The 19,238-nt window shown below is 56.4% G+C and carries 19 protein-coding genes and 1 pseudogene; 3 read left to right on the top strand and 17 right to left on the bottom strand.

From position 1 onward, the window contains the following. Positions 1-463: 463 nt before the first annotated feature. The 17 genes and pseudogenes from FQ705_RS23610 to FQ705_RS23525 all read right to left on the bottom strand — a co-directional run bounded on the left by FQ705_RS23610 (position 464) and on the right by FQ705_RS23525 (position 17,066). Positions 464-2,515, bottom strand: a complete 2,052-nt coding sequence (locus tag FQ705_RS23610) for a hypothetical protein (RefSeq protein WP_144144819.1) — start codon at positions 2,513-2,515, stop codon at positions 464-466. A 70-nt stretch (positions 2,516-2,585) separates the two neighbouring features. After that, complete coding sequence (locus tag FQ705_RS23605) at positions 2,586-3,197, bottom strand: class I SAM-dependent methyltransferase (protein WP_144144817.1); 612 nt, start codon at positions 3,195-3,197, stop codon at positions 2,586-2,588. 30 nt (positions 3,198-3,227) lie between these two features. Beyond that, positions 3,228-4,415, bottom strand: a complete 1,188-nt coding sequence (gene rffA, locus FQ705_RS23600; RefSeq protein WP_144145780.1) for a dTDP-4-amino-4,6-dideoxygalactose transaminase — start codon at positions 4,413-4,415, stop codon at positions 3,228-3,230. A gap of 302 nt (positions 4,416-4,717) precedes the next feature. Then, positions 4,718-5,599 (bottom strand): class I SAM-dependent methyltransferase, encoded by an 882-nt coding sequence (locus FQ705_RS23595; RefSeq protein WP_144144815.1) that lies wholly within the window; start codon positions 5,597-5,599, stop codon positions 4,718-4,720. Further along, the gene (locus tag FQ705_RS23590; RefSeq protein ID WP_144144814.1) at positions 5,596-5,964 is read right to left on the bottom strand and encodes a hypothetical protein; all 369 of its coding nucleotides are present in this window, start codon (positions 5,962-5,964) and stop codon (positions 5,596-5,598) included. The genes FQ705_RS23595 and FQ705_RS23590 overlap by 4 nt, the downstream gene beginning before the upstream one ends. 69 nt (positions 5,965-6,033) lie before the next feature. Further along, positions 6,034-7,644 carry a hypothetical protein gene (locus FQ705_RS23585; protein WP_144144812.1) on the bottom strand — a complete coding sequence of 537 codons (1,611 nt, stop codon included), beginning with the start codon at positions 7,642-7,644 and terminating at the stop codon, positions 6,034-6,036. Continuing rightward, positions 7,637-8,224, bottom strand: a complete 588-nt coding sequence (locus FQ705_RS23580; RefSeq protein WP_186307977.1) for a hypothetical protein — start codon at positions 8,222-8,224, stop codon at positions 7,637-7,639. Before FQ705_RS23580 ends, FQ705_RS23585 begins: the two co-directional genes overlap by 8 nt. Before the next feature lie 8 nt (positions 8,225-8,232). Beyond that, positions 8,233-9,189, bottom strand: coding sequence for a glycosyltransferase family 2 protein (locus FQ705_RS23575; RefSeq protein ID WP_144144808.1), 957 nt, complete (start codon positions 9,187-9,189; stop codon positions 8,233-8,235). Positions 9,190-9,220: 31 nt separating this feature from the next. Next, the gene (locus tag FQ705_RS23570; RefSeq protein WP_144144806.1) at positions 9,221-10,045 is read right to left on the bottom strand and encodes a phytanoyl-CoA dioxygenase family protein; all 825 of its coding nucleotides are present in this window, start codon (positions 10,043-10,045) and stop codon (positions 9,221-9,223) included. Further along, a complete protein-coding gene (locus FQ705_RS23565; protein WP_260854602.1) occupies positions 10,035-10,958 on the bottom strand; it encodes a hypothetical protein in 924 nt (307 codons plus the stop codon). Before FQ705_RS23565 ends, FQ705_RS23570 begins: the two co-directional genes overlap by 11 nt. An 11-nt stretch (positions 10,959-10,969) precedes the next feature. Continuing rightward, positions 10,970-11,644, bottom strand: a complete 675-nt coding sequence (locus tag FQ705_RS23560) for an acetyltransferase (RefSeq protein WP_144144802.1) — start codon at positions 11,642-11,644, stop codon at positions 10,970-10,972. Between the two features lie 2 nt (positions 11,645-11,646). Further along, positions 11,647-12,264 carry a class I SAM-dependent methyltransferase gene (locus tag FQ705_RS23555; RefSeq protein ID WP_144144800.1) on the bottom strand — a complete coding sequence of 206 codons (618 nt, stop codon included), beginning with the start codon at positions 12,262-12,264 and terminating at the stop codon, positions 11,647-11,649. Positions 12,265-12,284: 20 nt separating this feature from the next. Then, the gene (locus FQ705_RS23550) at positions 12,285-13,025 is read right to left on the bottom strand and encodes a WbqC family protein (RefSeq protein WP_144144798.1); all 741 of its coding nucleotides are present in this window, start codon (positions 13,023-13,025) and stop codon (positions 12,285-12,287) included. Positions 13,026-13,520: 495 nt separating this feature from the next. Then, positions 13,521-14,648 (bottom strand): glycosyltransferase family 4 protein, encoded by a 1,128-nt coding sequence (locus FQ705_RS23545; protein ID WP_144144796.1) that lies wholly within the window; start codon positions 14,646-14,648, stop codon positions 13,521-13,523. Further along, on the bottom strand, positions 14,645-15,610 hold the full coding sequence (locus FQ705_RS23540; protein ID WP_144144795.1) for a hypothetical protein: 966 nt from the start codon (positions 15,608-15,610) through the stop codon (positions 14,645-14,647). Before FQ705_RS23540 ends, FQ705_RS23545 begins: the two co-directional genes overlap by 4 nt. Before the next feature lie 269 nt (positions 15,611-15,879). Next, positions 15,880-16,458, bottom strand: a pseudogene (locus tag FQ705_RS23535) (SDR family NAD(P)-dependent oxidoreductase); the annotation flags it as partial. A gap of 128 nt (positions 16,459-16,586) precedes the next feature. Beyond that, complete coding sequence (locus FQ705_RS23525) at positions 16,587-17,066, bottom strand: cupin domain-containing protein (RefSeq protein WP_144144793.1); 480 nt, start codon at positions 17,064-17,066, stop codon at positions 16,587-16,589. 111 nt (positions 17,067-17,177) lie between these two features. On the opposite strand from FQ705_RS23525, the gene FQ705_RS23520 reads away from it, so the two are divergent. The 3 genes from FQ705_RS23520 to FQ705_RS23510 all read left to right on the top strand — a co-directional run bounded on the left by FQ705_RS23520 (position 17,178) and on the right by FQ705_RS23510 (position 19,196). Next, positions 17,178-18,068: a LysR family transcriptional regulator gene (locus tag FQ705_RS23520; RefSeq protein ID WP_144144791.1), complete on the top strand. Its 891-nt coding sequence runs from the start codon at positions 17,178-17,180 to the stop codon at positions 18,066-18,068. A gap of 107 nt (positions 18,069-18,175) precedes the next feature. Further along, a complete protein-coding gene (locus FQ705_RS34625; RefSeq protein WP_260854601.1) occupies positions 18,176-18,397 on the top strand; it encodes a cupin domain-containing protein in 222 nt (73 codons plus the stop codon). Positions 18,398-18,446: 49 nt separating this feature from the next. Then, entirely contained in the window at positions 18,447-19,196 is a 750-nt protein-coding gene (locus FQ705_RS23510; RefSeq protein WP_186307975.1) for a haloacid dehalogenase type II, read from the top strand. The last annotated feature ends 42 nt before the right edge of the window (positions 19,197-19,238 follow it).

Raw genomic sequence — 19,238 nt, 5'->3', positions numbered from 1 at the left:
TGATTGAGACTGAAGAACGCTGAGAAAACCCGGCTGGCGAAGCCAACCGGCGATGTTGTTAGCACTCTCGTGCAGCGAGTGCTAATTATATGGATGGGTGGTGACAAATTCAAGAAGGGATCGGGGCGGGAAGGGAAAGATTCAAAGCAGCGTCTCGCCCCACTCAACCTTTCGAAAAGCGTAAGGAGCCTTGCCTCACCTTTTAAATCACTTCCAAAACAATGACTTAACGCGGAGATTGACAGGTCATTAGCACACTTCGATGCAGATTTGGCCGCAGCCTTTTCGCGGGCACTTGCTTGCAAATTGTAGCGGCCGCAGCCTAACCTCGGGAAAACACCCCCATCGGCCCGGCCCGTACGCACGGCTACGATCGTACTCGGAGCTCTAGTATTCCCCGGCGTTAACTACGCGTACGCCTTCGATGTCGATGAAGGCCGTGCTATGCGAATCAGGGAGCACGCTAGTTAGAAGCCGTGTCACAGCGCGCAGTGACATGCGGTCCACCGGCGTCATACACAGAAAATTCACCGCTTCGAAAGACGGCGTGCGCTCTTCCGAGGCTCCACGCAGGTAGCACGTTGTCGCTTCCTACGTACCAGCGAATGCCGCTTCGCCGCATTGCATTGCATGCCAACGTCCAGTCCGCGCTCTGGACAATCTGATTGATTTGCGCTGAGCGCAGATTGGCCAGAGTGGCAGACGTGCCGCCCTTCTGTAACAGCAGATCAGTACGACTCAGATAGGCGGGCACGTCGGACAGACTAACCAATTCAACGAGAGGACCTGTCAGCGGATCCTTGATCGGCTCGCCAGCCATTACCAAAGTATCACCCGGCCTCGAGTTGCTACGTATATAGGCGGCAACCTGCGCTATCCCAGGTATTATTTTCTGACCATAGAACTGACTAGCCCAATCCATATATTTCGCTGCCGGCGCGCCCGGGTTAGCGTCTTTACCGAAAACCATCGTGGCTGCGATGACCCCCATGAAAGCACACCAGCCAACGAAACGTGCGCTCTGAGTGTTCAATTTGATATCCCCGCGAGCCTGAAGCAATCTCGCAAGGACCCAAAGCGCAACCACTGCGTAGAGCAAAATGAAATGCCGCTGCTTGTACTCAGAAGCATCGCTCGCTGCAGGCACCGGTGCGATCAACCAAAGCGCCGCGAAACTGCCGCACAGCAAAAGAGGCAGTAGGTCAATTGCTTCACGATGTTCGGATCGGCACCGCCACGCAGCGACCATCGGATAGCCGACCAAGAAAATGCCAAGCGCAGCAGCCAGCATCATGCTGATTCCGGCCAGTAAAGCAAATGCATAACACTGCGTTATCAGCACCCTGAACAACTGCCGAAAATGTTCAGGACCGCTTGCCAACATCGTGTCAATAGCGACCGCCGGCTCAACGAGATTAGTCCACGCGGTTCGAATGGCAGGCGAAATGGCTACTGCCGCCGACGCGACCGCTATGATAAAAACGCCACCCCACAATACGCGCCGGCGCGCACCGCCTTTCGTATTGGTCAGTATCGCTACGCCAATCATTGCAGGGGCGAGCAGCATGAAAAAGTGAACGCGGGTCAGAAAAAGCAGCGCGAGCAGAAAGAACGCTGCGATTAGAGGTAGCCGATCACCGGTCCGCAAGCTGTACATGAGGCAGGTGCAAGCCACCAATCCGCCGCCGAGCGCATATCCGGAACCGGGCGCCGTAATGAGCAACCAATGGAATCCGAAGAACCCGTTGTACATGCCATAAACTGACGCGTCAGGAAAAATAGCAACAGCCAGTACGGCAACTAGGGCTGCACCCTCCCCAGCGAGCTCCGCCACAAACACGTGCGCCCCCAAGGCTGCGATAAGCAATCCAAATGGCAGCAGGACAGATGTCGCCAGACCCACCCCGGGAAGCCCTGTTGATGGCAGCAACGCGGCCGGTAGCATGAACGGCCCATAATGATAAAAAGGACGAGCGGCGTCTGCTAAAAAAATGTCTCCGCGGGTAAGCGCCAAAGCGTCACCAAACGAGGCGATAACGGTGCCGTGAAGATAAAGATCCGACCAGCCCAACAACGCCCCACCCGACGGCGCAGTGGGCAAGAACCCAGCAACGCTGCGGCAAAAGTAAGCGCACAACGCCGCGAATCCAATCATGGTGCCGACATCAAGCCAGCTTCCAGATTGCGGCATTGACGGCGGGCGCCAGACTATCCACGCCAGAGCCACTACCATGGTCCAGATAATGAAAGCCGATTGCGCCGATGGCGTACCGATTAACGTCAGTCCGAATATGGCGATTGACGTGACCATGGTGCCGGTCACAAAGGCGGCCGGCAACCACGTTACCAGTAACGTCACGCGCATCCGCGCTAGTATCCATTCACCGCAGGCCGTAAGGCTTAACGCGCCCAGGAAAGGAGCGAGCAGGAGTCGCGCACTCATCGTCGCGCCAGCGCGAATAACGAGCGAGTCGACAAAGACTCCAAATACAGCCGCGAAGATGATGCGCTTCACGACAACGACTCGGCAAAATCGGGCACCTCAGCCGAGTGCCGACAGTCGAAAACAGGCTCATCGAACAACGTCACTGACACTCCATAATCCAGTGTGAATACGGTATCCATTTTTGATGGCGCTCAGTCCCGGACACCGTCTTAAAAGCCTTCCTCGCGAGTCGCTCGTATCCAGAGCCATCGCACACATTTTGTCCCCGGTCATAGCTCACGAGCAAACGTGCGATGGGGTTTTGCTTTTTGCAAAGGACGGGATCGATAGAGACAAATCTGCCCCTTGGACTAAGCGCCGTTTTCGCCAGTTCGAAAAGGTTTACCGCGGCATCATCGTCCAGGTGATGGATAACTCCAGAGGCGATCACGAGATCAAATTTTGGAAGCCGAGCCAGATCGGAAAAATCCACTAGCTTGCACACAAAGTTACCGTGTGCGCCATAGTGCTCACGTGCCGCATCGATATACCGCTCGCTAATATCGAAGCCCCAGTAGTTTACCCGCGGTAGGTAGGCCAGCAATTCAGCCGTGCCACACCCGATATCTAATACGTTATCGCCTTCATGAGCTCTGACGAAGTGCTGCGCAAAATCAGAACGGCCATTTCGACCGCCCATCAAAGTCTGGAAAAAATCGTAGATTCCGGGGTTCGACAGCACGCTGCGAATGCCACTGGTTTTTTGGGCCATGTTCTCGATGCTCACTTATGCCGATGCCGCTCAAACGTCGGTCGTCAACGCCGTTTCCAGCGCAGACACAACATACCGCTGCTCAATGTCGCTTAACCCGATCCACAGCGGGAGGCGAATCAGACGCGACGAAATGTCTAATGTCACATCCAGGTCGCCGTGAGCGCGTCCAAACGAACGGCCGGCCGGTGACGAGTGCAATGGAACGTAGTGGAATACCGCGCCGACGCCCGCGTCCTTTAGTCTCTGCAGCACCAGTTGCCGGTCGATATCAGGAGTGAGAAGGATCTGGTACATATGCGCGTTGTGCTCACACTCCAACGGAATGACTGGACGCCGGAGCAAGCCCTTGCGTTCAAGGGGCGCGAGTAACGCGTTGTAACGATTCCATAAAGCCAGACGCTCCGATGTCAGCCAATCCGCTTCCAGCAATTGCGCCCAGAGAAAACTCGCGGAGAGCTCACTCGGCAAAAATGAACTACCGCTCGATTGCCATGTGTACTTGTCTACCTCGCCTCGATAGAAACGACTGCGGTCGGTGCCTTTCTCCCTGATAATTTCCGCCGACATCGCAAATTTCGCATCATTGACGATAAGCGCCCCACCCTCTCCGCAGATCACGTTTTTGGTCTCGTGGAAACTGTACGTGCCTAATTGTCCAATGCTGCCGAGCTCACGATTCTTATACTTCGCCATCACGCCCTGTGCGGCATCTTCGACGACGTACAAACCATGCCGCTCAGCGATGGCCATAAGCGTATCCATTTCGCAACCGACACCGGCGTAATGGACCGGGACGATTGCCTTGGTTCGATTCGTTATCGCGTCTTCGACTAACGTCTCGTCCAGATTAAGCGTATCCGGACGAACATCCACAAAGACGGGCACGGCACCACGAAGAACAAACGCATTGGCCGTCGAGACAAAGGTGTAAGACGGCATGATGACCTCGTCGCCCGGCGCGATGTCCAACAGCAGCGCAGCCATTTCGAGAGCCGCGGTACACGAATGGGTGAGTAAGGCCTTCGCAGCTTTGGTTCGTTGAGTCAACCATTGATGGCAGCGCCCTGTAAACACCCCATCGCCAGCCAAATGGCCAGCAGCGTGCGCCTGTGCCATGTAGTGCAACTCTCGTCCCGTCATGTACGGGCGATTAAACGGAATATTGACCCCCGATGCGCGACTGTTGAGCGCGCTATCCTTTGCTTTCGAAGGCATATCGGCCTCGCTGACTGTCAGGGGAACTTGCGAATGGAGCGTATGCATATTCAGGCCTTGCCTCGGATACGTCAGTCGTGCGCCACGGTTCTGGTGCGTAAAGTGCGTCAGGACGCGCTCGTCAATCCACATCATCAAATTGCAAACAATACTGCTTCACGCAGCCCGGTCTGGCTCCCCAATTATTCCCGCCTCTGGCGATCAATTTCGCGATCTTGCCCGGAAAAAATTCAAAAAAACCTGCCCAATTACTCCAAATGCAAATGCGTCACCTGACACTACAGGTCCACGCAACCAGACTCCTACACGCGAACGATAGAACAATCCATTATCGGAAGTGCGGTAGCCGGGATCAATCTTGTCAGCGACAGAAATCCCGTTCGCCAGAGCAACGCTATCAGCGCCACCAAAACGGTACCACGTCTGCTCTGGAAACCTGGATCGGACATCGCGCGATTCAGGAAAGCATCGAAAATCGAGCGATCGAAGTGTGGCGTAGTGGACAGTTTTTTACGGCAAACTCGCGTCACGCTGCGTACACTGATCCAGTTGAGAGAGGCCCACGTACCTATCGGATCGACAACATTGTTCGAGTGCTCTATCCATCGCCACAGCAATTTTTGCGTCAGTGACTTACTAATCACAGTCGGAATATTGAAGTGCGGCTCGTACGGAAACGCGTAATTGGGGCACACAAACCGATACGTACTGCCCAGCTTGAGCGAGTCGAATACACGCTGCAACACCGTCGAAACATCGGCAACATGCTCCATAACGTTGATCGAAAATGCGAAATCGAAGGCGTTGCAAATCGAGAGTGCTTCGCCTGTACTGCTCAACAAGCTAGGTGCAAAGCCTTCATGCCTGGCATGGCGCAGCACGATCGCCTGGAGCCTGGAAAAATGGGAAAAGCCACTGCCAATCGGTTCGAGTGCCGTTACATTGAAACCTTCCTGCTGCAATCGACAACTCAGCAGTAGTGATCCCGCACCTACCTCAAGTATGGCCGCGCCACGCCGTAGCGAGGCAATGTTTTTATCGATCAAGGCACGCCCGAAACGCATCTCTCCCACATACTCGTCAAACAGATCCAACAGATCGGGCGCCTCTCGCCCGACAACATCGCGGATAGCACCGGTCATATCATTGATTTCAACACCAACCGAGCGAACAATCGCGATCATCCCCGCGTCCCCACGATCACACCACCCAGAATCATGGCGATGCCAATCACCTTCGCCGATGTCATCGGTTCATTGAAAATCATCGCGCTCGCTATCACGACGAGAAAGAAAGTCAGACCTTGATACACGGGAAACGCCAGTGCTAACGGCAGCTTCGAGACGGTAAAGAGCCAGACAAAGGATCCCAACAGACCGGCGACATAAGCCGAGAGCACGAACGGATCGAGAAGATAAGCGATGTAGCGTGTCACTCCCGTGCGCTGGAGGTCGATGGTTGTGGCCAGGATACCGACACGCCACTTCACGACGATCTGGCTGTACGCCACCAGCAACACTGTGGGAAGGACCGCAAAAAAAATGCGCATTTCCAATGCCTTGACTATTAAGCAACCGGCACTCGACACACCGAGCCAGAAATTTTTAAAAGGGTGGCGCTAGCCATTCGGGAGTTCCGCGCGCGCCACCGGTGCACCGCGCGAGATATCGACAATACCGTAACGCTGGAGAAGCTCAGAGAGCGTAACCGCAAGCATGGGCAGCACGAACCAATAAGAGACTTCCGAGAAAAAATTCGTCGCTCCTTGAGGAATGGATAGCACCATGCCGGGTATTACGGAGCCGATCAGCAGCGCCGTCAGCACTTCAACATCAAGGAGTTCACGAGCCTTCACGTCCGTCATCAACGTATTGGCAAAGGAGTTCCGCCGAAATAATACGCGCAGCAAGACGAACATGATAAACGGGCCAAAGAATGCTACGAACGACAGCAACCAGAATCTGGGTTCAACAGTATCGCGCAGGAACGCCAACGGCTTGATCATTTCCGAAATCGTCGGCCCGGAATCTCCCGATGGGCTGCCGCGGGTAACCGATACGCCATAGCACAGTGGTACTCCGGCGGCCAAAAACCCCAAGACGCGATTCCGCCAGGATATTTTGAGGCGCAGAAGCAGGTAAGCCGACGCGCCGGCCACGACGCACGCGACACTAAGTTTCACCATACATAGCCCAGCGAGATACAAGCCGCCTACGATGGGCCACACTACATTCAACGACGCCGCCCGTCGACGCCCGATGTACTCAAAGAAAAACACACCTGGTGGGTAGGCAAAAACCATCCCGATTCCAAACGATTCGCTGTGGAATACGTTGTCGAACAATCCTAGGAAGCGCCGGAATTCGGCGGGAAATACGCCGATAAAGACAATAGCGAACAGGAGCCAGAACAGGTTATTTCGCGTACCAAAACTGATGGGAACAGACAATTCCCGATTCCGGATGAACGTCTGGAACGATACACCGTAGAAAAAAAACACCGCCAAAAATACCGGGCCTAGTAACAACGGAAAAACGACGGAGTAGAACGCAAGAGCCGGAACATTGAGAACCCGCGACAACAATTCGACGATCCGATGACTGCCGAAATAGTAGGGAAATGGGCTAGCGCCATCAACGCCGATTGACCCTATGCCGTACGAGCGCAGCATGTTGACTATCGCAGAGTGAAATAGGAGGTCGACGTGTGCATGGCCGGACATGGTTGCTTCGGCGATCCAGGGAGTCTTGTAGCCGTCCACAAACCCGAGGAGAAACGTCCAATACCCCATCACTGCGCCACTTAGAGCCGGGGCGATGGCGCGCCGCCAACGGCCCTCCCGGGCAAGCAAACGAATCACGTGGAAGCTAACCAGCAAAATTGCCGCCTTTGCAAGCAACGGATGCAATCCCAAGATTGCCATAGTAGGAGCGAGCGCCGCCAGCCCCACTACGATCGACAGCGAAAGCGCGGCCACCATCTTATTCTGGAGACTTTCTGCAAGCTCGAACATGACCGCGATACCGACCAGGACGGTCGCAGATGTTACGTATATGGCATTGAGAAGGGACTGCGTCGCGTCTATTCGCGTTTGCGCATTGGAGTAGCAACTGAGGAGCGCGACCGCGAACACAATTGTCGCGCTCAAACACGCCACATAGCCGTCGAGCAAAATACGGTCCGGTTTTGCACTCGCTGCGGGAAACTTAGACGCAAGACGCTCAACCATTCTCACAATTTAGCCTCGCCGCAGTGAAAGTCGTGTCCACGCGATGAATTACGACAACCTTGCGCAGGCCGCGTAGGCGTGCCAGAGTGCAGGGCTGTGCCGACCCCGCTGGGGCGATCGCCTCGTGTGCCGGCAAATATTGGTAGGCGTAAGAATCGTACTTGCAGTTGTTGTGACGATCACGTAGCGCTGCAATCAACGGCATTCCGGTTAATGCCGGAATGGTGAAAGGCTGAACTGCACAACGCTCGAGCACTGCGTCGGGTGACTTGTCGATATAGGCGCCGTCGAAAAACGCGGAGTCGGCAACAAACACACCCGTATCGCCGTGGTGCAGTGATGGATCTTTTCCAAGCATTTCCAGCACCGCGTAGAAATTTCGTCTTAAGATCGCGTCGGCATTTCCGTTGCGCTCACCAAGGGCTGCCAACGAAGCAGCCACGCCATCGGCCGCTTTCTCCCGCTCTTGTAAAACCATGCGATAGGACAGCACGTTGTTCAGGATAGCCGCCGTGGCACACAGGAGAGCTAATCCAGTGAGCACTTTCAGGATCGTATGGCCGAGTTGGGAAGTACCCACTTGAACGCTCACGAACGAGTGACCTTTGACATTGTTGCCTCGCACCCACATTCGGTGTCGACAACGTAGATAGGACGCCCCTTAGCCATTTCGAAAAGACGGGAGATGTACAGGCCGACCGTTCCAACACTGGCCAAAATGACGCCCGTAGAAAGCAGGATCGTGACGGCGAGACTAGTCCAGCCCGGCAAGGAAGTCGACGTCAAATGCCGGTAAATCAGGAACCCGCCCGTCAGGAAGCTGGTGCACGTTAGAAGCAGCCCGGTGTACATGATCCAGTTCAACAGCACAGCGTTGTGAAACAGCACGCCGGAAAACGCGTGCTTCAGCAGACGACCCAGGCTATACGAACTAACGCCTGAATGGCGCTCATCATGGACATACTCGATAGAACCAGAATTGAAGCCCAGCCATTTCAGAATGAAGAGGTAGTGTCGATCGCGCTCGCTAAATCGAAGAAACTCATTTACGACCTTTCGCGACAGGATGCTGAAGGTTCCGTAGCTTCCGTCGATCGCCGTCCCGGTCATCCGGCTGACTAATCCAAAGTAAGCGCTCGCGGCAGCGCGCCGGAATGCCGAGTGAGATCGCTCGATGCGACGCGCCAGCACCATGTCGTACCCCTTCTTGTACTCGGCAAGCAGGTCAGGGATCCGCTCAGGCGGGTCCTGCAAATCACAGTCCATTACGACCACGCTGTCACCGCATGCGGCCTGCAGGCCCGCGGTAATCGCCAATTGCTGTCCGAAATTTCGGCTTAGCCGAACCCCTCGCACCTCAGGATAGCGTTGCGACAGTGATTGGACCAGTGGCCATGAATTATCAGGACTACGATCATCCACGATGACAATTTCGTGTGACGACACGATTTCTCGCAAGACTTTGTCAAGCCTGGCACATAACTCCTCGAGACAGCCAATACAGCCGTACGAAGGGACCACCACACTGATCTCGATTCTTGCCATCAATTGTCGATCCGCTAATACGAAAATAGCGCTAGCGCGCCGTCTTTCGAGTCTGGCGCTCTCTACGCCATTGCAAAACGTCGATGGGTACGGTCGACGTATATCCGAGTAGACGCCGCAATTCCGCATCTTCGCGAAACACGTCGCCCAACGCGCGCGTAAAGTCGTACTGCTGCTTCAGAATTGGTACCGTATAAAGATGGTTCACGCCACGTCGAATTTGCGGGGAACGGTTATACCCGGCACGATGGAACACCATTGCGTCAAACATCACCACCGATCCAGGTCGGGCTGTCACCGTTGCCGCGTGTGTACGGATGTAAGCCTCTGAGGGAATCGACTCACGTCTATGCGAATGCGCAAGCATCAGGGTGCTACCGGTTTCTTCAGAGAACGGATCTATTGCAAATAAGGCGCCGATGGCTAAAGGACGCGATGCAACCCAGTTTTGATAAGGTAGGTCTCGATGCCACGCACTTTGCTGATGGCGCTCATTGGGCCGATTGATAATCGCGTTCTGTAGATTCAGGATAAACGAGTCACCAAAAATTCGGCTTATGACGGCAAGTACCTTTTGATGTCGAGCCATCGACAGAAACGTCTGGTCGTAGAGCAGCGGAGCGCGACAGATATCCTGGTCTCCGATAGCGATCAACGCATCTCGCCCCCCAACCTCTAGTTCCTGCCGCTCATACACCGCGTCGATACGCTTGCGCCAATCATCAAGCTCACTCCCCGGCAGCACGTCATTGATGACCGTGTAGCCCAAGGAACAAAGCTCCTCCAGATGGTAGGCAATAGGATCGTCGAGGACCGAGACAGGCCGCTGATCGCCGTAAAATCGTTCACCGTGCATTCTTGTCGCAGCCTTCTAGTTTCGCCAAACCAAATCCGGAGTCTCCATAGCGACCACCGTTATAGAGCATGTAACGCCCCCCCCCGTGATCAAACACACACGGATAGCAGATCGCGTCGGCGTCCCACCCGGATTCGCTCGGCCCAATGCCGACCAGTTCGTCGCGACGGACCCAGGAGATGCCGTCCGGAGATTCCGCATAACCGATCTTGTACGCGAGACCACGATACGAGTACCACATCCGGTACACGCCGACGTCCTTGACGACACTCGGTTTGGACATCGCATACTCCGTCTCGTCCTTGAAATGCAATGCGATCGCGCCGTCCCGACGCCAGACGCGCCCGTCATCCGACTCGGCATACTTGAACAGATGGTTCATCTCTTCCTGCTTGCCGGTTCCCCAGGACAAATTTGATCCGTACCACATGCGCCACACTCCGTCGTCAACAATGACACTCGGATACGAGATGGTAAAGGGATCAACCTCGTGCCTATCCATGACAGGAACCCGAGATACTTTGACGAAGGGCGCATCCGGCGCCTCGCTGATGGCCAGGCCGATTGTGTTCCGCCACGGAACGGTTACGCCGAGATTCCACCCCAGGTAATACAAATAACGACGTCCTTCGTGGTGGACGATGCATCCCATCGACGTGCCGCTATCGTCAAACGCGCCGACCTTTCCCGGCGCGATAACAGGGGCATCGGAGACGGCCAAAATCACTTGCGGTTCGTTGATATCAATGTCGACGTAGCCGATGTGAGCGCGGCGCCCAGCATCACGCGAACTGAAGTAGATGCGGAAGATATTGTCATGCAACCATTCGGCCACAGGATTTGCTGCATGGCTAAGCATCCAGGGATACTCGCCTGACGCGCAGAAGATCCGACCGAGCTTATTCCACTGCACCGCGGACTCCATTAAATGCTGCGTAACCGGGAACTCGGGACGCGGGCGCGCTCGGAGGCTGGCGCGTGATAAACGCCTTCGGGTTCCGTATCTGCCGTAATCAGCGATCCGGCCCCGAGCACACAACGTTCACCAATTGAAACGTGGTCGCGCACCGTTGAGTTCACGCCAATAAACGTTCCCGCCCCAACCCTCACCCCACCGGATATAACGACATGGGAACTGATGAAACAGTTATCTTCGATGACCGAGTGATGCCCAATATGATTGCCACTCCAAAGCGTAACGTTGTCACCAATCTTGGCGAACGGCTGTATCGTGTTGTCTTCCAGAATGAAGCAGTTACCTCCAACGGCAAAATCTGGAAAGACGGTAGCGCGGCTGCTGACATAGCTAGCGGTTCGATAGCCTGCCGCACGTACTTCCTGAACCTTTTGCGTACGCAGCGCATTGACCTTCGCGTAACTGAGAGCAACGAATACGTCGATGTCTTCGGCTTTATAGAACTGCGTCATTTCCTCGAATGGGACAACCGGCAGCCCGCAGAAATCCCTGCCATCGATGAACTCCCGATCAACCGTAAAGGCAATCGGCTGATAGCTGGAATCGTTGGTAAAGTAAAACCACGCGAGTTCCGCGATCTGGCCGGCGCCAAATATGACGAGCGGCTTACTTTGCTTTGCCATAGTCATTTTCGGACGAGGATGGTGAATTCATAAAGATCGTAGTCATGCAACAGGGCCACATTACGCGAGTAACGACGTTTGCACATATCGAATAATTCACAAGGATCGGCGTAATGAAGATCGGCACGCATTTTGTGCGCGTCTGAATAGCCGGTAAGACAGTTGAACGCGAATCCACGTGTGGAAAAACGGTTCATGACCTCCAACGTCGACTCTATGTAGGCCCGCCACATATCGGTGTCGGCGCCAAGCTTGACATTGAAGATGCCGCTCGCGACGACATAGTCTGTCGGATGCGGCGGCTCCGCGCCAACAATAAATTTGGACCGCGAGTGCTGCTCACGCATCTTGGTCGCGGTATCGACCATAGCTTCAGAAATGTCGATGCCGACATAATCGAACGCATCGAAGTTATCCAGCAGAAAATCCAGCAGTGCGCCGTAGCCGCAACCTACGTCGGTGACCGAAAAATGCGAGCCCGGTAGTAATAGTTTGCATAACTGCGCAAAGCGTAACACTTGACCGTCAAAGCCATTCCAGTCAACGCCGAGCGGTTGGGCGCCAAACCGCTCGATTTTTTCCGTGTAATAGCTGGATACCTGAGCAAGCAGATTGTCCATAGAGATAACGAAAGATCCCGTCAGCTGTTGATAGTGATTGGCGACGACGCGAATTTCATATGATCCGCTGCGCCCGGCCCGCAATTAAAAAGCAGATCAAGCACTGTCACGCCGTGCTCGAAACCGCTCCACAATTGCGGATATTCCGGGTAATTCGAATAATCGAAGTAATGCAGGTCGACGCCAGCTCGATCAAACAGACTCTTGTCGATATACTCTCGCGCCGCCGGCCCGGAAATATAATCCGTTCCATTTGCCTGAACACAAATATCCACCAGTCGCTCGGTTTTTCCGTCGACAAGTTTATAATCCCAAGACCATCTAATCGGCGTATGAATTCCCAACATCGGGCAAATCGCCTCTATTAATGTCCGATTCAGCTCCGATAGCTTCTCGTATTGCCGCTCCAAATAAAGCGGCTCAAGAACTTTCGAAATATCCGCAAAATAAGGAGCACGCCGATAATTTTGCGAAATAGTTTTCCAATGCTTTTCTTGCCAATCGCGCCCATCTATTTCCGTATCTCGAATCGACTGGAAATATTTTCCCTTCACTTTTACTGGAACTGTCAACCAGGTCAGCCCCTGAGCAGTCTTGATCAGATTCCGATTCCGCCAGTCTCGACGGGTGTATTGCATGTCGTCGTACAGGATAAACTCATCGGCGCAGGCAATAAGGTCGAAAAAACCCTTCCAAGGGATATAGCACGATTGCACGATTGCAATCATGCGTTTATTTTGATTGACCTTCGGAAGATCCATTTCTCTCACATCTCCGCCTTTCGCATGCACTGCACAGATATGCCTTTAATGCCTGGCTCGACCATCACACATAAACCTCTTCACGAGAGCAGGCCATAAAAGCCACCACCGAACGCGGGAGATAATATGCGGTAAGAATATAAAATTGTGGGCTTAGGCTACCACATTTGCGTGACCATCATCCACCCCTATGGGGCGTTAATTTGGCGGGGTCTGTGATCGTCGTTGTGGAGGTGTTTGAGATCTGGGCGCGGGCGTTGAGACATGACCCGCGAGACTTCGTCACACAGACAGAACGCCCAAGGTCGTTCAAAATTTTTTGATCCCCGTAAGCGCGTTAGCGACGCTAAACGGTTCGAGTCTGCCACCACGAGACGTCGAGGTTCGGTCAAATGCCTTTTCACAGGCGTTGCGGCCGTTATTTGACAGATTTCACGGGCCACGGATAAAAATTGCCAGCGTCCAAGACGTCTCCGTCAGGAGAAGCCCCGCAAGTTAAATCTGGTGGATACCCACCCACCCTCCCAGCGACCTCAACGCACGCCCAAACGGCGCCCGTGCCCTACGCCGCGCACTCCAGTGATGATTCGGCAGCCCCACCGCCAGCCACCGCTCGATCTCACTATCGAAACGTGCCACGCCGAACCGCTCCGGCGCCTCGAAGAGATCGAGATAGGCCCGGCGGTAATGCTGGATCAAGCCGGCGTCATCGTAATACGTTTCCATCCACTTTCGCGAGGCCGCGCCCGCCGCGGTGCGCAAACTCCGGCTGGCCAGCAGTTCGCGCAGCGGTTGTTCCGCCTCTTCCAGCCGTACGTCGATCCACGGCAACTCCACGGCCCCGGTGATGGTCCTGAGCTGCGCCTGCACCCGCTGATCCAGATAGCCGATGGTCGGCTTGCCCTGCGAAAGCGCCTCGAGTCCGCTCAGATGATAGTTGCCCGTCACGCATTCATCGATGACGATCGACGCCTGCTGTCGCGCACGAAGGCATTCGTCGTGCGGTCGATCCACGATCAGTTCCAGCTTGCACAAGCCTTCGCGTTGCAGCTTGCGCAGCAAGGCCAGCGTTTGCGGCGCGCCCTTGGTTTCCCACCTCGTCTTCCACGCGGAGGCGCGCCCACTCGGCGAAAACACCACGACCGGCAAGCCGTCGGGCGGCTCCATCGGCAGATAGCGCGAATCGTGAAGCGGAATGACGTTCGGCACCACGCGCGCGAACGGATAGTAGCGCTCGGGCCCTTGGGCAATCACGAGTTGCGGCACGGCTTCATTGACAATGCTTGCCACTACCGCGGCATCGCCCTTCGCCCAGAGATCCGGCGCGGAATGATATTGCCGGATCAGTTTTTTCTTGCCGAAGTGGCGCTGAAAGTCGGCGCCGAATGTATTCTCAAGAGCGAAGTACTGGTGAATGTGAATCACGTCGGCCGCGGCGATCGCGTCGAACGCCTCTTCACGTTGGCTTTCCCAGTCGATATCGACGGCGAACGTCCGCGTCCGATACGCCGAACTATTGAACACGATATGACGCGCGCGGATATCGGTCAGCCGATTGAGCGCCGACACGATATTGCCGGGGCTGCCGGCAACCGGCGTATTGGAAACGTGCACGACATTCATGACAACCCCGCCGCACGTCGACGCTGTGCGGCGCATGAAGTCCTCATCGCGGGCGTTCGCCTCAGGGTTCGCCAATCGACCTTTTCGAAAATTCCCGTACCGAGCGCACTCTGCGGCGACAGGTTTTTCACGTCCACACCAAGCGATCCAAGCAGCGTCGAAGCGCCCCGGAACGAAGGTTCGATGACGGCGTCGAATTGGGCATCGAGCGAACTCGGCTGCATGGTGTCGACGGTTTCGTAGAAACGCGGGGTATGCGCCGCATCGCCCAGATCGACGCCATGCAGAAAGACCTCACGAAACCCGAGCCAGACAAGCGCCTGAAGCGCGGTATAAGCCACCGTCCGGCCGTCGAATACGCCTCGCTTCAGATTCGTGCTGAAGCCAAGTGGCGCCGCTTCGTCAAACAACACCGCGTCGGAATTCGCCTGCATGTCGAGCAGATCGCGCGGGCGCAACGAGCGTTTGCGAGCCGGATACTGAACGTCTTCAATCAGGAAAATGCGGCAGCGGATCTGCGCGAGCGGCAAACACTGCGCGATGTACCAGAGCACGAGTGGCGTGGTGAAGAGCGTCAAGTCCTCGCGGACCACGCGCGCAACCATGTCAGGTCGATTGCGCACGAACCCCGAGTCGACGATGCAGTAGAACTCAAACGGAATGTCGTGCCGGTCCCGTAGCGCGATAGCCCCGTTGACCCCCATCACGTGATCGAGATCGAGCGCATCGTAATCGATGTCGTTAACCGATGGTCCAGTTGCGATCAGATGACACGAAGCAGTTCGCGCGATGCTCAAGCCACGCGCGTTCTCCACTTCGATCTCGTGACCCCCGATCGAAATGCCGGCAAGGCAACCCTCGGCATCGCGCGTGATGCCGACGTCATGCCACAAACGCTCGTTATGCCGGTAAGCGTCGCTGTGCGTCCAGCGATAGAGCAGCTTGAAGAATGTCGCTGACAAACGCCTTGCGCGCGTCGGCCATATGTAATCGCCAACGCCACACGCATCGCGCCGGGCGGTTGCCGCCGACGTCGCCTGATCCATCGAAATCATCTGAAGCCCCATCCGGAAATGACGAACGAGCCGACAGCGGTCGTCCGAATGTGGCGACAGTCTAGTGATGAACTCGGTTACATTCGTTACCGGAAATATGACCCGAGGTTACGATGTAAGAACAGGATGCCGCCTCGACCGTGCGTGTCCCAGCAGGCGGCGCGTCGTCCCTCGACTCAGACCGGAAAGTCCGTCGACGCAGACAAGGCCTTCCACGTCGCCATCTCCTGCGCGACATAATCGTTTTTTGCGGCGATCGCGGCCAGCGTGTCCGTGCCGAGCGGCAAACGCAACGGCGGTGTCGGCGCGTCGACCAGTTCGATCAGCGCACTCGCCAACCTGGCGGGGTCGCCCGGCTGATTGTGATTCATCTGCATGGCGCGACGACGAACTGCGCCCGCCGTGTCGTCGTAGTCGTCGATCACCTCGGGCGCCACGACCAGCGACGAGGCATCCAGAAAGTCCGTGCGGAAATAGCCCGGCTCGACCACGGTCGCGCGAATGCCGAGCGGCTTCAATTCCGCATGCAATGCCTCCGTGATGCCCTCGACAGCGAACTTGGTCGACGAGTACACGCCGAATCCCGCTGCCGCCCGATAGCCGCCGATCGACGAAATATTGATCACATGGCCAGAGCGCTGCGCACGCAATATGGGCAGAACGGCGCGTGTGACGTTCAGCAAACCGAAAACGTTGGTGTCGTACATGCGGCGGACGTCCTGGTCGGCGGATTCCTCGACGGCAGCTAGCAGGCCGGACTTCATGATCGAGCGCATGGCCGACAACCGGAATTTCTACCTCGATGCGTCGGAGTTGCGCGCCGCCCGCTCGCCGCAGCGAGGCCGCGCAGCGAGTTCAGGCGTTTAACGCGTCGAGCCCTTCGTCAAGCGGCCTTGACCGGCGCGCTCTGCGGCGGCATCAAGGTGATGCCGAAGCGCGGCGCGGCGGCCCGCATCCGCTCCTTCGCGGCGTCACTCGGCGGCGCGAGATCGGCGGGAGCGTCGATCACTTCGGAGCAGCTCTCGACGAATTCGTCGAACCCCGCCGGTGCGCAGATCACCAGATAGCGCGCCGTCTGTTCACCCTGGTTAATCAGTTGATGCGCCGTGCCACGCTGCAAGATCAAGGTCTCGCCGGCCCGCACCGTGTGTACCGTGCCTTCGATGTTGACGTCTAGCGCACCTTCCAGCATATGGATCGTCTCGTCCTCATGCTGATGGCGGTGGGTCGGTGTCGCGCGGCCGGCCGGAGAAAATATTTCGATCATGCAGTACGATCCCGCCGTGTGTTTGCCGGAGACCAGCATGCGGGCACGCGAGCCACCAAAATCATATTCAACGGGTTTGCTTTTATGGAAATGCATGGGGTACCTTCAGGATTGAGTTCGTCACGAGCTCAATCTACCCGCATACTGCCTCCCGTTTGATCTCCTCACTGCCGTTTCATTGATGACAGATTGCCGGGAATAGCGTTGATGAAAAACCTGAGTCAGTTCCTCAATTTTGCCGCCGTCGCAAGACAGGGCAGTTTCGCGAGCGCTGCGCGGGAGTTGGGGCTCGCCCCCTCCTCCGTGGCCAAGAGCATCGCGCGGCTCGAACAGGAGTTGGGCGTTCGGCTGTTCCATCGTACGACGCGCTCCGTGCACATGACGGCGGAGGGGCAGGCACTCTTTGCGAAATGCGCACGCCTTCTCGACGAGATCGACGCACTGGATCTGAACAGCGTCTCCTCTGGCGACGAGCCCGCCGGCACGATCCGTATCGGTGCCCCAATCGGCTACGGCACGCGAGTCGTGTTACCCGTGCTGAGCGCGTTGCAGCGACGCTATCCGGAGCTGGACATCGATCTGCGCCTGTCGGACGAGCAGGTCAGTCTGGTGAAAGAAGGTTTCGATGCGATGATCCGCTTCGGCACGTTAACCGACTCGAGCATGATCGCACGTCAATTCGATTCGCAGCCGCTGGTGTTGTGCGCGAGCCCGGCTTATCTCGCTGCCCATCCGAAGATCAGGCATGTTGCAGACCTGTCCGAACACGCTATTGTCGCGTTCCGGATGCCGACGAGCGGGCGGGACCGATCGCTCGAATTCAACGACCAGGGTCGCTCCGTCACCCTTGTCCCGAAGTCGCGTTTCCGTATCAGTCATGGAGAAGCGCTGGCGGACGCCGCGGTCCAGGGCGCGGGGTTGTCCCAGATACCGGAATTCATGGCGCGACGTTATCTCGACAGCGGCGCATTGCAGGAACTGCTGCCGCAATGCCGCCCCGACCCATTGCCGGTGAATGTCATCGTGCCGGGCTCGCGGACGAAACCCGCCAGGATCGATGTTCTGATCGATGCGCTGATGAAATTGCGCTCGAACTAACCACTCGATTGTCCGCGATTCGTGGATTGTCATTTACCGGTTCCGCGACTTCTCAAGCATGCGGTTGCAGCGCATGCTTGGCTTGCCCTGCCGGTCATAGGCTGACCTTGGTCGAATGGGAACCGGGTGCACGCACGCGCGAACACGACCACGCCTACGGTGAAGAAATATTCGTGCTGAGCGGTGAGTTGCGCAGTCGTGATGAGCGATATCCGGCGGGAACCTGGCTGCGACTGCATCCGGGTTCGCGGCACGAGCCATTCGCCGGGATTCCGACCGTCATCATGTTGCGCAACGGCCATCTGGCTGGCGCAGCCCGATCGACTTGAGCGCGCACATCCGCGATGCCGATGCGAGCGTCGCCATGACAGGAGTGAAATGAAGATGAAACGACGCACGTTCCTGAGCGCGGCAGTGGCCAGTGCCGCGGCCAGCGCGTTACCTGCGTGGGCGGCAACACGCAACATCAAGGCCGTCGCGTTCGATGGACTGGCGCTGTTCGATCCGCGCCCCATCTTCGCACTCATGGAACAGTTTTTCCCGGGTAAAGGCGCCTCGATCGTCGCGACATGGCGCGGCCGGCAATTCGACTACACGTGGCTACGCACGCTCACCGGCACCTATGCGGATTTTCTGCAGGTCACCGACGACGCTTTGATGTTCGCCGCAGAAGCCGAAAAAATCACCCTCACGACCGGGCAGCGTCAGCAGTTATTGGCCGGCTTCGTGAACATGAAAGCATGGCCCGACGTCGTCCCGGTACTCAAAACACTCAAGCAACGAGGACTCGGCCTCGCACCGTTGACGGACTTCACAGTGCCCATGCTGGAGGCCGCGATTGCGAATTCGGATCTGACCGGCGTATTCGACCACTTGCTCTCTACCGATCTCGTGAAAGCGTACAAGCCGGACCCTCGTTCGTATCAGATGGGTGTCGATGCTTTCGGGCTGCCTCGCGAAAATATTGCGTTCGTCGCGTTTGGTGGATGGGATGCAGCGGGCGCGAAGACGTTCGGCTACCCAACGATCTGGATGAACCGCCTGGGCACGCCAATCGAGCGTCTGGCCGCAGTGCCGGACGCCATTGCTGCGAGCTTCACGGCGTTGCCGGCGTTCGTCGATTTGTAAGCGTCGTTGCACGATCAGGCGGCGCTCGCGGATTCATCGATA

The organism is Paraburkholderia sp. BCC1884 (assembly GCF_900996225.1).
Classification (GTDB): domain Bacteria; phylum Pseudomonadota; class Gammaproteobacteria; order Burkholderiales; family Burkholderiaceae; genus Paraburkholderia.
The sequence above is the reverse complement of the archived record's forward strand: the minus strand, read 5'-3'. Positions and strand labels throughout refer to the sequence as shown.